The sequence below is a fragment of the Comamonas composti DSM 21721 genome (genome assembly GCF_000429845.1).
GTDB lineage: Bacteria > Pseudomonadota > Gammaproteobacteria > Burkholderiales > Burkholderiaceae_C > Comamonas > Comamonas composti.
This window is the reverse complement of the sequence record NZ_AUCQ01000047.1, coordinates 1-11704: the sequence shown is the minus strand read 5'-3', so window position 1 is coordinate 11704 and position 11704 is coordinate 1. Positions and strand designations below refer to the sequence as shown.

Below are 11704 nucleotides of genomic sequence, written 5' to 3'. Positions count from 1 at the left end.
GATGCCTTCACAGGACAACTCAAGCGCCACGGTATTCGCATCTCCATGGATGGCAAGGGCGCCTGGCGTGACAACGTGTTTGTCGAGCGTCTGTGGCGCTCCATCAAGTACGAGGAGATCTATCTCAAAGCCTATGACAGCGTGCGTGCTGCACGCTGCGGGATTGCCCGGTATCTGGAGTTCTACAATTCACAGCGCCCCCATCAGGCCCACAACCGAGCGACCCCTGATGAGGCGTACTTTGCAGCTTTGCCGTTTGCACAAATGCAGCCGGCATAACCCCGAGGATCTCGCTTAGCAACTGGGTTGAATTGTTCAAACAAGTGGGACCACTTCTATAGGCCAAAACCGCTTCAGCCCCGGCAAATGGGCGCTTGGCGTAAACCACCCACTCACATTGGCGCAGTGGGGCCAGCCACTTCCTGAAACAGGCGGCATCCGCCAATGCGGCGAGCTCGCCAAAGAACTTCAAGCGCTTGCCTTGGTGTAGGAGCCACAGTGCTTCCAGAAAGCGCCTGCGCATCAGCCTGGACAGCATACGCACCGGCAGAAAGAATCCCGGCCTGCAGGCATGCCAAGACGTGCCATCCAACGAGAGCCCGCCGCCGGGCACGATGCCGTGCACATGGGGGTGGTGCGTCAGTGCCGATCCCCAGGTATGCAGCACCAGGGTTGCGCCAATGCGAGCCCCCAGATGCTTGTGATCCGCAGCGATGGTCTGCAGAACCTCGGCAGCCACATCAAATAGCAGGCCATAGAGTTCGGCCTTGTTCTGGTACGCCAGCTCTGCAATGGGCGCAGGCAGCGTGAAGACCACGTGGTAATACTCCACGGGCAGCAGGTCGGCCTGGCGGGCATCGAGCCAGCGCTTGGCAGCAGCGCTTTGGCACTTGGGGCAGTGACGGTTGCGGCAGGAGTTGTAGCTCACCTGTTCGGTGGCGCAGCCTTCGCAGCGCAAGACATGTCCCCCCAGCGCCGCAGTGCGGCACTGTTCAATGGCCGACATGACCTTGAGCTGGGCCCGGCTCAGGTGACCACGCTGGCTCTCACGCCAGGTGTCCCCATGCTCGCGGAAGATGTCGGCGACCTCCAGGCGGGGCCGCTGCACACAGCCCTCTCAGGCGGGCGACATGGGCTCCAGCGGACCTATCACCTCGCGCAGCAGGTCGGTGGCGACGTGGGCATAGATCGATGTGGTCTCCAGCTTCTTGTGCCCCAGCAGCACCTGGATCACGCGGATATCGACCTTGCGCTCCAGCAGGTGCGTGGCAAAGCTGTGGCGCAGGGTGTGGGTTGTGACACTTGTGGATGCCTGCGGCTTCGGCAGCCGCATGCACTGCGCGATTGAGCTGGCTAATCGAGAGGGGTTCCAGGGGTGTCATACCCGGGAACAACCAGCCACCGGGCAGCATCTTGCCCTGGGAATGCGCAAGATGCCACCAGGTGCGCAGGCGCTGCAGCAAAACGGGGCTGAGCATGGCGTAGCGGTCCTTGGCACCCTTGCCTTGCTCCACACGCAAGGTCATGCGCTCGCTGTCGATATCCGTCACCCTGAGGTTGACGACCTCGTTGGCACGCAGACCTGCCCCATAGGCCACAGACAGGGCCACCTGGTGCTTGATGTTGTGGGCTGCAGCAAGAAGGCGGGAGGCTTCCTCGCAGCTGAGCACGGTGGGCAAGGTGCGGGGCAGCTTCACAGGCTGCATCTTGGCCATCAGCTCAATGCGCCCCAGCGTGATGTCAAAGAAGAACTTCAGCCCGGTGAGCGTGGCGTTGAGCGTCACCGGGGACGAGCCCGTGTCTACCAGATGCAGCTGGAAATTGCGCAGATCCTCCACGGTGGCTGTGTCGGGTGAGCGCTTGAGATAGGCTGCCAGCTTGCGTACGGCTCGGATATAGGCCTCCTGGGTGCGAGGCTCCAGCTTGCGCATACGCATGTCGTCAAGCATCCGTTGGCGCAGCGGTGAGATGGCTGGGACGGTTAGGGCCGAGGGGGTCATGATCGCGCTCCTGTCGAAGGACGAGGCCGATTGCCTCGCCCTCCAAGCTAGAGAGGGGCATCATGTTTACCCCGCAGCAGGGCCTTCGCGGCGCACTACCGCGCGAGCGGTTTAGTCCTCTGACTGATATTGCGCAATGCTAGATAGAACAGCTTGGTCAACAGTTCTTGCAGTACTTCGTGCTTCTTGGTTGTCATTGTGTTTTCGGACAAGCAGGCTATAGCCTGCGATGGATTGTCCGTTTACGCAAAATTCTGTACACCCTCGGCCTTTAAAGTAGAGCGACTGCATGGCCAGCAGCGCTTCATGACGCGGCGCCAAGCCAAGGATGAAGTCATCGACTGGATACTCTGGTACAACCGAGAGCGGCTGCACTCGACGCTGGCATACGTCAGCCCGATGCAGTTTGAGTAAGACTGGCATGTGGCTCAAGCCAGGAAAGCCAATTCGTAACTCCGCTATGGGGTACGGATTCCAGGGGCAAGGTCACATTGCTTACTTTGATGTGAAATCTTTGTGAAATTCCTTTGAAGAATTTTGATAAATTATGAATAAAAACAATAGCTTAAGTCAAGAGGCTATCTGTCTTGGCGGCGGCTGTTTTTGGTGCACCGAGGCCATTTTCAGCCGCGTGCGTGGTGTGAGCCGGGTGCAAAGCGGTTATGCGAACGGCCATCTGGCCCACCCGAGTTACGAGGATATCTGCACGGGGCAGACCGGCCATGCGGAAGTGGTGCAAGTGCATTTCGATCCCGAAGTCATCAGCTTGCGCGATCTGCTGCTGATCTTCTTCGGCACCCACGATCCCACGACGCTCAACCGCCAGGGCAACGATGTCGGCACGCAATACCGCAGCGGCATCTATACCAGCAGCGAGGAGCAGGCCGTGACGGCCCGGGCCTTGATTGCCGAAATGGACGAGGCCGGTGCCTATGACGCGCCCATCGTGACCGAGGTCCAGCCCCTGAGCATTTACTGGGTGGCAGAGGACTACCACCAGAACTATTTTGCCAATCATCCGGGCCAGGGCTATTGCGCTTTCGTCGTCGGCCCCAAGGTGGAGAAATTCCGCCATGCCTTCGGGCGCTGGCTCAACGAGTGAGCGTGTCAGCCCTGCTGCGCGGGCGCTCTATCAGAACCTGATGTCAGGTTCATGAACCGGCTCGGGCCTGAACAGCTATACACTGGGCACGATTTTTTCAAGCCTCGCTCCATGTTTGCGTATTCCCATCCTCCACGATCATCAGCCCGTGCTGTACAGCGCGGGCGTGGTCTGTGGCTGGGGGTGCTCAACTGCCTGCTGGTCTGGGCCCTGGCACTCGCGCCCATGCTGGGCCAGATGCACCGTGTGGTGCACGCCGGCGCGCAGACGGGGAGCGCGGCGCAGGGCGACAACATGCATGCGGGCTGCACGGTACATGCAGCCCAGGATGCGTGGGGCGGGGCTGCAGACCTGGGCGCTGCAGATTGCGCAGTGGCCATGGACTGGGTGCATGCCTTGTTTGCAGGCCACGGTCCCGCGGACTGCCAGTTGCTCGACCAGTGCCATGAGGCGCTGGCCGGGCCACCGCCGGTCTTGGACCTGCCGCCTTACTGGGCCGAGTATGCGCGGCCCATGCCCGAGCCTCAGGTGGCTCACGGCCGTGTGCCCACGGCCTTCTTTCATGCGCGTGCGCCGCCGCGCTTCATCACCGAAACAGCTGTTGCCTGAACACCGGGCGCAGGCGCCTGACGCCTGCCTGCCCGTCGCTTGACCCGTGCGGGCCAGGCGCGCCCGCCTGCGGCTGCAAGACGGCTTGGTTGCAGTTGTTTACTCCTATATTAATAGCTATTAGCGCTTGCTATACAAGCGTTACAGGCATTTTTAATCTGGCGCCGGGTCCATGGATCTACCGCTCCAGGGCGTGGCTGCGTGCGCGGCTCTTGCCCGGTGCCTCAGGAAATATCAGTGATGAAATCGAAAAATACACAGCGCTTCGTGCACCAGACTCCCTATCAGGGCAACAGGCTGAAGCCCTTGATGCAACTGCTGCTCTTGAGCGGGGCGCTGGGCGCCTGGGGCCAGGCTGTCGCGGCCGAGGAGGCTGGTGAGCCAATGCAGCAGGCGGCGGTGGCCGAGACGGCCCTGAGCGAGGTCCGGGTCTCTGCGAGCGGCCTGGGGCTCAAGGCTGGCGATATGGCTTCGCCCGTCAACGTGCTCGAAGGCCAGAGCCTGATGTTGCGCCAGTCGGCCACGCTGGGCGAGACCCTGGATGGCGAGCCCGGCATCCACTCCAGCCATTTCGGTGCGGGCGCGAGCCGGCCCATCATCCGGGGTATGGACGGCCCGCGCGTGCAAGTGCTCAGCGATGGTTCCGAGTTGCATGATGCCTCGACCATCAGCCCCGACCACGCGGTTGCGGGCGAGCCTATGCTGGCCACGCAGATCGAGGTGCTGCGCGGCCCGGCGGCCCTGGTCTATGGCGGCGGTGCTGCCATGGGCGGCGTGGTGAACATGCTGGATGACAAGATCCCCACCGCGATTCCGCAAAACGGCATCACGGGCTCGGCCCAGTTGCGCGGTAACACCGGGGCGGGCGAGGCAGCAGGGGCGTTTTCGCTCACGGGCGGAGCCGGCAATCTGGCCGTGCATGCCGAAGGCATGGCCCGGGATGCGGGTGACTACCGTGTGGGCAGTGGCTGGAGCCAGGGCAAGAAGGTCGAAGGCAGTTTCAACCGTACGAATACCGGCAGCTTCGGGCTTTCCTGGATTGGCGACCAGGGCTATCTGGGCCTGGCTTATACGCGCCAGGAGGCACGCTATGGCCTGCCCGGGCATGACCACAGCTTCGAGGGCTGCCACACCCATGGCAACCATCTGCACTGCGGCGGCCATGGCCACGATGACGACCATGGGCACGATCACGATCACGATCATGGACACGGGCATGACCATGACCACGACCATGACCACGCGCACGGTGTGCCCGTTGTGGACTTGCTCAGCGAACGCTGGGATCTGCGCGGAGAGTGGCGCAATCCCGTGGCAGGCATTGCTGCGGCGCGTCTGCGCGGCGGCTGGACTGACTACCGTCACGACGAAATCGAAGGCGGGACTGTGGCCACGACTTTCAAGAACCGCGCCAATGACCTGCGCCTGGAGCTGGAACACGAGCCCGTGGCCGGATGGCGCGGCGTGCTGGGCCTGCAGACCATGGAGCGCAAGTTCAGCGCCGTGGGCGAGGAGGCCTATGTCGAGCCCACCAAGACGCGGCGCAACAGCCTTTATCTGATGGAGGAATACAGCTGGCAGGACTGGCGCTGGCAGGCGGCCCTGCGTCATGAACGCCAGAGCGTGGAGGCCCAGCTCAGTGAGCTGACGCGCAAGCACCATGCGACCTCGCTGTCCCTGGGCTCGGTCTGGAAGTTTGCGCCGGGCTACAAGCTCACGGGCTCGTTCACCCATGGCAACCGCCTGCCCACGGCCGAAGAGCTCTACGCCAACGGCTTGCACATGGCCACGGCGACTTACGAGCGCGGCAATTCCGACCTCAAGCGCGAGCGCTCCCAGGCCGTGGATCTGGGCCTGGCCAAGACGGCTGGCGACACCACGTTCAGCGCCAATGTCTTCCACCACCGCGTCAAGGGCTATATCTACGGCGCCACGCTGGATGAGATGCATGGGCTGCAACTGCTGCAATACACCCAGGCTGATGCGCGCTTCACGGGCGTCGAGGGCCAGGTGCGGCAAAAGCTTTCGCGCCAGTGGGGCCTGACCCTGTTCGGTGATGCGGTGCGTGCGCGTCTCGACGGTGGCGCGGCTCTGCCACGCATTCCGGCCAAGCGCGTGGGTCTGCGCCTGGATACCTTCTGGAAGGGTTGGGACGGCCAGATCGAGTGGGTGCAGGTGCTGCGCCAGAACCGCACTGCGGCTTTCGAGAGCGAAACCTCGGGCTACGGCATGCTGAACCTCTCGGCCAGCTACGAGATGCGTACGGCAGGCGGCACGCCCTGGCAGTTCTTCATCAAGGGCCAGAACCTCAACAACCGCCTGGCCTATGCGCACACCTCGTTCATCAAGAATGCGGCGCCGCTCATGGGGCGCAACGTCACTGTGGGCGTGAAGGTGATGTTCTAAGCTGCTCGCAGCCGCTTTTCTCAGCGGCTGCGCCGCCCGAGTGCATGCCTTGAGAATCATGCTGGCTCTGCGTTGGCTGCTACAGATAATGTTGCAGATGGCGCAGAGCGCGGGCGCTTTCCAACCCGGCGAGCTCGACCACCTCACTGGGCGGCTTGCCCTCGCGCAGCCATTGCACCAGGGTCGTATTGCGCAAGACCTGGGGGCCGACGCGATGCAACGGCGTCTTCTGATCGACCGGGCCCTGGGCTGCATGGGCGCGCTGTATGAGCTGGGATGCCACATGGAACAGCACGCGCACGGACAAGGCTTGTCCTTCGCGTGAATAAAACACCGTGGCCTCGGGCGCGAGAACCGAGGGGCCGCGCTGACCACTGCTGGCCTGGCTCCAATCGCGCAGGGCGGCCGCAGCCCCGGCTGGCAGCTGGAGGCTGCGCTGCTGGGCTGCGCGGGCGCCCTGGATATGCAGCAGGGCAGGGGCTGCTGCATATCCAGGGCGCCAGATGCTTTGCTGAGCCGTGAGCACATCGGCCCAGCAAAGACCACGAACCTCTTCGGGCGCCAGGGCCAGCTCGTAGAGCAGCAGCAAGATGGCGCGATCACGTGCGGCCTGAAAGCCCAGCTCTTGAGGCATGTGACGCGGCAGGGATTGCCATAGCTGGGTGGAAAGACAGTGGCCCTGGCCGTCTTCGGAAGCAGGGCGCTCGTGCTCGGCCAGGCCTTGAGCCGGGTTGGTCTTGATCCAGCCTTGCTCACGTGCATGCTCGTAAATGCGCTCCAGCAATCGCCAATAGCGCCTGCGCGTGACCTCACTGACCTGGCGCCCCGGCAAATGGCCGCTGCGCTGGCCCTGGCGCGGCTGCAGAAAGCGCTGTACGTCAACGGCCGTGGCCTCATGCCAGGGCTTGGACTGTGCATGGAGCGCAGAAGCCGAGGGCAGGGAGGTCTTGTCCAGGCTGCGTAGCCAGGCATGCCAGACCTTTTCATAGCCGCCATTCGGCGTGGTGTCCAGCGGATCCCAGGCCTTGGAGCCTTCGCAGACTAGCCAATGGCGAAACAGCTCTGGTCCATCGGGCGGCTTGGAATGTGCCGGATCTACCGGGGCAGGCGCTGGAAAAGCATCGGCAGGAATAGACATACTCATGGACATTTCATCTCTTGATTCCCAGGTCGTCAATGTAACTTACATGAAATAATATTCATCTTCGAAAAGAGAACTCCTTCATGCAAGCCTTATTCTCTCTTTCTTCACAGCAGGGCCTCTTGCCCTGCTGCAGTCATCAAGGAGCAAGCCGTTCACGGGCCCAGGCGTTGTTCTCCAGCCGGTAGCAAAGCCGGTCGTGCAAGCGGCTTTTCCGGCCTTGCCAGAACTCCCAGCGCTCAGGCACCAGCCTGAAGCCGCCCCAATGGGGCGGGCGAGGAGGGTTGAGCAGATACTTGGCACCGTATTTGGCCGCATTCGCCACCAGGACACTGCGCCCGCTGATCACCTGGCTCTGGGGGCTGGCCCAGGCTCCTATGCGCGAATCCAGAGGACGGCTGTTAAAATAGGCATCGCTTTCTTCTGCGCTGACTTTTTCCACGCAGCCCTCGATGCGCACCACACGCTCAAGCTCCACCCAATGAAACTGCAGGGCTGCAAAAGGGTTGCCCGCCAGTTGCTGGCCCTTGCGGCTGTCGTAATTGGTGTACCAGACCAGACCGCGCTCGTCATAGCCCTTGATGAGCACGATGCGTGTGCTGGGGCGCATATCGCCTGCAACCGTAGCCAGAGTCATGGCATTGGGCTCGGGAACCTGGGCCTTCAAGGCCTGCTGCAGCCACTGGTCGAACTGTTCAAGAGGACTGTCCAGGCTGGACGACTCGCTGAGCTCCGCACGCTCATAGCTTTTGCGCAGGTCGGCAATCGAAGAAGATAAGCTGCTCATGCCTTGTATTGTGCCGCCTCTGGCCGTTGACTTGGCCCAGGAGCATTGTTGCGGCACAGCGCGGCAGTTGCTCAACTGGCTCAATTGCGGGCAGGGGTGCGCGTGATCACGCCGCAAGCCAGGCGCGGACCGGCATTGCCTGCGGGCTGGGTGGTGTAGTCGTCTGCATTCTTGTGCACGATCACGCTTTTTCCTATGACATCGCTGGCTCCCTGGCCCAAGGAGATGCTGCGCGAGACGTAATTCAGCGTGGCCACGCCCTGTGTATCGGCGCGCAGGCTTGGCAGATCGCCCGCATGATGGGCCGAGGAGTCAAAGTGTCCATGAGGCTGGCCCGTGGGGTTGAAGTGTCCGCCGGCGCTCGATGCATCGGCGCTGGAGCAGTCGCCTTTCTCATGCACATGAAAGCCGTGCTCGCTATTGGGTCTGAGCCCCTGGATCTTGCCTTGTATGCGCACGGCTCCTTTGGCATCGCTGGCAAGACCCAACTCACCGCTGACCTGGCTGCCTTGTGTGGGAGCCAGCAGGGCGGTGGCCGATATCTTGACTGGCTTGGGCGCGGGCACCAGGCTGCTGCAGCCGACAGCAACCATGGCCAGACCAAGACAGCTCAGACGGCGCAGAGACTTCAGGGCGGGTGAGCTTGCAGAACCTGGCATGAAACGACCTCCTGGAAAAGATGAATAATTTCCGCGTAAAACGCGACAAGGGTCTTGGGATTTATCTGAAAAGAGAGCGCTTAGCGCTTGTCTGGTAAGGATTACAAAGAAAAATCATGCTGAATTCATTGACTGGCAAGCGCTAGGCGCTCGCTTTTTCATATATGGGCGAGCAGCCTCTGCAATGCCTTGTCGGCAATGCCAAGGCGCAGCAGCTCGTCGTAAGTCGACTGCGCATAATCACGCGTCGTGCCGTAAATGCCTCGGGCCTGACTGAAGATCCGCTGGTATTCATGTGCTGCCAATTCGCCGGTGTGATTCGGGCTGCTTCGCGACAGGGTGAAGGCCAGGGCCTGGATCGGGCCGTACTCGGTATGGCAGGCAAGCCAGCGCGGGTCATACACGGCATTTGCCATTTCCCTTTGCCAGAGCTGGCGCAACACCTCCAGGCCTTGTTCCTTGGGAATGCGGTAAGCCATGCCCTGACAACTGCCACCCGAGAGCATGCCGAACACCAGACCGGGGCATTGAGGCGTTCCGCGGTTGATGGTGCTCCACATCTTCAGCGCCCTGTGCCAGCCATAGACCCGGGCGGCGCGGCGCTCGGCAAAGACAAAGTCCGGGCGCCAGATCAGCGAGCCATAGGCAAACACCCACAGATCCTGCTGGCCGCCCCAGCGCTGCAGGGTCTGTTCAAGCATGATGATTTGATTGCGGTGGGCATGGGCAAAAACGGGCAGGGCAGACATGGGCGGATGGAATGGATCGGATTTGTGTTTTGTGCAACATCGCCATGGTGCCTGCTCTCACTCCTTAAGAAAATCCCGGGCCTTGCGAGCGTCGGCAGACCGCCACGGAATTACCTGCATTTACAATTGCAGGGTTTTGCCAATTTGTTCTTTATTGAGTACAGGGGGTTTACATGTCCGGTTCTGATAACGACAGCCAGGAGCGCTTTGCTCTGGGCTTTTTAGCCATCTTGATCACGGTGCTTCTGGCCTCGGTGGTGAGCACGGTGGTTTACAAGCGCGGCATTGCACGCAGTGCAGATGCGAGCGCTGGAGCATCTGTCGTGCAGGCTCCGCAGAGCGTGATCGAAGTGGATTCGGCGCGCGTTGTGGTCGAAGGCGGCGTGGTGAAGTTCTACTTTGCCTCGGCCCAGGCCGAGCTCGCGGCAGATGCCAATCAGGCCCTGGCGGGGATTGTTGAAGGCGCTCGCGCAGGCAAGCGCGTGCAGATTTCGGGCTTTCACGATGCAACCGGCAGCGCAGAAATCAATGCCGAGCTGGCCAAGAAGCGTGCCCAGGCAGTTTTTGCGGCACTGCAGGATTTGGGTGTGGTCGTCGAGCAGATGGAGCTCAGAAAGCCTGAGCAAATGCAGGCCAGCGGCAGCAATGCCGAAGCACGTCGCGTGGAAGTCATTGTCCTGGAATGAATCCTGGCCCCGGGTTCAAACCGGGGACGTCAAAGCATGAACCATGGAGCAGACGCAGGTCTGTCCATGGTTTTTTTGATGGCCAAGGCAAAAGTGAATCAGTGCAAGCCATAGGTCCTGGTGAACAACAGGCAGTGGTTCAATTCCTGCACAACAGAGGGCTGCGGGGGTATTCCATGATGCGATGCGGATATGTGCATCCTACGATATACGGTTTCTGTCATATCCATTAAAAACCAAGCCAGTTCCGGCTGATGGCTAGGATTTGAGTCCTCTGCCGCTGGAACGAAGAGGAGACTTGCATGCCACGTGCATCGATCAATCGGCGCTACGCCGCACTTATGGGCGCGGGGCTGCTTGTGGCAGCACCAATGGCCGCCGACGCGCAGGCGCTCAAGCCGGGGTTGAAGGATATCGAGCCCGGTGTCGCGGTGGCGCCCGAGGATGCTGCAGAGATCTGGGCCGTGTTGGACAAGTTTATGGCCAACTTCCGCATGCCGCTCCAGGACTACATCGACAAGCATCTTGAAACATATCTCTTCCCGCATGCGCGCATCGCCAGCCAGCAGATTTTCATTGTGCCGGACGCGCAGTCATACAAGGATGCGGCATTGAAGCTGACAGCCATGCCATCCGGATGGAACCATTCGGAATGGGCAGCGCGCAAGATCGTGCAGGCAGGCAAAGAGAAAGTGCACGTGGTCGTGACCTTCAACCGTTACAAGAAGGACAACAGTCTTATCGCTGCAGAGCCCTCGCTGTACATCCTGGAAAAGGTTGAGGGTCGCTGGGGCATCCGCGCACGAAGCAGCTACGCAAAGTAGGTTTGTCTGCGAGGCGGATCGGCCAGTGAGAACTCGCCCTGCGAAAGCAGGGTGCGGACCGCACGGGCGGGAATAGGTGGCCTACCTGCTACGCGCTGCGCAGCGGGTCAATATTTTGGGCGGATGAGTGACGGACATCCTCATAATTCATTGATTTATTTTGTATTAATTCGATCTTGTAGCCATCGGGGTCGGTCACGAAGGCAATGACCGTGCTTCCACCCTTGACCGGCCCGGGCTCGCGCGTGACATTGCCGCCTGCAGCCCGGATCTTGGCGCAGGCCTCGTAGGCATCGGGCACGCCCAAGGCGATATGACCGTAGGCCGTGCCTATGTCATAGCTCTCCGTTCCCCAGTTGTATGTGAGCTCAAGCTCGGCTTGCCCGGGATTGCCGCCTTCAAAGCCGAGAAAGGCCAGCGAATATTTGTACTCGGGATTCTCCGAGGTGCGCAGCAACTGCATGCCCATCACTTGCGTGTAGAAGTCAATGGAGCGTTGAAAATTGCCAACGCGCAGCATGGTGTGTAGAAATCTCATGGCCTTATTGTGCCCGTGAACATGGCCTTGAAGTATTGGGCCAGCGGTGCGGTCGGTTGAGCAACCTCAGCAGTTTGTAGATGGCATACGGGATGTCGTGCTTGCCGGAAGAAGTGGCCCCGGTTTTTTGAACAGTTGGCTAAGCGAGATTTCTTCCCGTAAAAATGGCCTGACAGCAGGCCGAATCTGGAGAAATCTATGAC

The 11704-nt window shown here is 61.0% G+C and carries 12 protein-coding genes and 3 pseudogenes; 7 read left to right on the top strand and 8 right to left on the bottom strand.

The window, feature by feature from the left end; genetic code table 11:
- A partial coding sequence (locus tag G486_RS23720; RefSeq protein WP_156920074.1) for an integrase core domain-containing protein occupies positions 1-279 on the top strand: 279 nt, incomplete at its 5' end.
- Positions 280-322: 43 nt separating this feature from the next.
- Here G486_RS23720 and G486_RS22665 read toward each other — a convergent pair.
- A pseudogene (locus G486_RS22665) lies at positions 323-1108 on the bottom strand (IS91 family transposase); the annotation flags it as partial.
- Positions 1109-1117: 9 nt separating this feature from the next.
- A pseudogene (locus G486_RS22660) lies at positions 1118-2000 on the bottom strand (tyrosine-type recombinase/integrase).
- A 273-nt stretch (positions 2001-2273) separates the two neighbouring features.
- On the opposite strand from G486_RS22660, the pseudogene G486_RS22655 reads away from it, so the two are divergent.
- The 4 genes and pseudogenes from G486_RS22655 to G486_RS0116695 all read left to right on the top strand — a co-directional run.
- Positions 2274-2414 (top strand): annotated as a pseudogene (locus G486_RS22655) (IS3 family transposase); the annotation flags it as partial.
- A gap of 133 nt (positions 2415-2547) precedes the next feature.
- Complete coding sequence (msrA, locus tag G486_RS0116705; protein ID WP_027016564.1) at positions 2548-3102, top strand: peptide-methionine (S)-S-oxide reductase MsrA; 555 nt, start codon at positions 2548-2550, stop codon at positions 3100-3102.
- A gap of 111 nt (positions 3103-3213) precedes the next feature.
- A complete protein-coding gene (locus G486_RS0116700; RefSeq protein ID WP_027016563.1) occupies positions 3214-3711 on the top strand; it encodes a hypothetical protein in 498 nt (165 codons plus the stop codon).
- Positions 3712-3951: 240 nt separating this feature from the next.
- On the top strand, positions 3952-6117 hold the full coding sequence (locus G486_RS0116695; protein ID WP_034388177.1) for a TonB-dependent receptor domain-containing protein: 2166 nt from the start codon (positions 3952-3954) through the stop codon (positions 6115-6117).
- Positions 6118-6196: 79 nt separating this feature from the next.
- Here the strand turns inward: G486_RS0116695 and G486_RS22650 are convergent, their stop codons facing one another.
- The 4 genes from G486_RS22650 to G486_RS0116675 all read right to left on the bottom strand — a co-directional run bounded on the left by G486_RS22650 (position 6197) and on the right by G486_RS0116675 (position 9453).
- On the bottom strand, positions 6197-7261 hold the full coding sequence (locus G486_RS22650; protein WP_245587355.1) for a tyrosine-type recombinase/integrase: 1065 nt from the start codon (positions 7259-7261) through the stop codon (positions 6197-6199).
- Positions 7262-7397: 136 nt separating this feature from the next.
- On the bottom strand, positions 7398-8045 hold the full coding sequence (gene pdxH / locus G486_RS0116685) for a pyridoxamine 5'-phosphate oxidase (RefSeq protein ID WP_027016561.1): 648 nt from the start codon (positions 8043-8045) through the stop codon (positions 7398-7400).
- Positions 8046-8125: 80 nt separating this feature from the next.
- Positions 8126-8704, bottom strand: a complete 579-nt coding sequence (locus G486_RS0116680) for a superoxide dismutase family protein (protein ID WP_034388173.1) — start codon at positions 8702-8704, stop codon at positions 8126-8128.
- Between the two features lie 158 nt (positions 8705-8862).
- On the bottom strand, positions 8863-9453 hold the full coding sequence (locus tag G486_RS0116675) for a gamma-glutamylcyclotransferase (RefSeq protein ID WP_027016559.1): 591 nt from the start codon (positions 9451-9453) through the stop codon (positions 8863-8865).
- Positions 9454-9626: 173 nt separating this feature from the next.
- Here G486_RS0116675 and G486_RS0116670 point away from each other — a divergent pair, with 173 nt between their 5' ends.
- On the top strand, positions 9627-10139 hold the full coding sequence (locus G486_RS0116670; protein WP_027016558.1) for an OmpA family protein: 513 nt from the start codon (positions 9627-9629) through the stop codon (positions 10137-10139).
- A 302-nt stretch (positions 10140-10441) separates the two neighbouring features.
- The gene (locus G486_RS23165; protein WP_156920073.1) at positions 10442-10963 is read left to right on the top strand and encodes a hypothetical protein; all 522 of its coding nucleotides are present in this window, start codon (positions 10442-10444) and stop codon (positions 10961-10963) included.
- A gap of 88 nt (positions 10964-11051) precedes the next feature.
- Here G486_RS23165 and gloA read toward each other — a convergent pair whose 3' ends face one another.
- Both gloA and G486_RS24445 read right to left on the bottom strand, forming a co-directional pair.
- Positions 11052-11501: a lactoylglutathione lyase gene (gene gloA, locus G486_RS0116660; RefSeq protein ID WP_034388171.1), complete on the bottom strand. Its 450-nt coding sequence runs from the start codon at positions 11499-11501 to the stop codon at positions 11052-11054.
- Positions 11498-11704: hypothetical protein (locus G486_RS24445; protein ID WP_211233804.1), on the bottom strand; the 207-nt coding region annotated here is incomplete at its 5' end. The genes G486_RS24445 and gloA, both read right to left, overlap by 4 nt.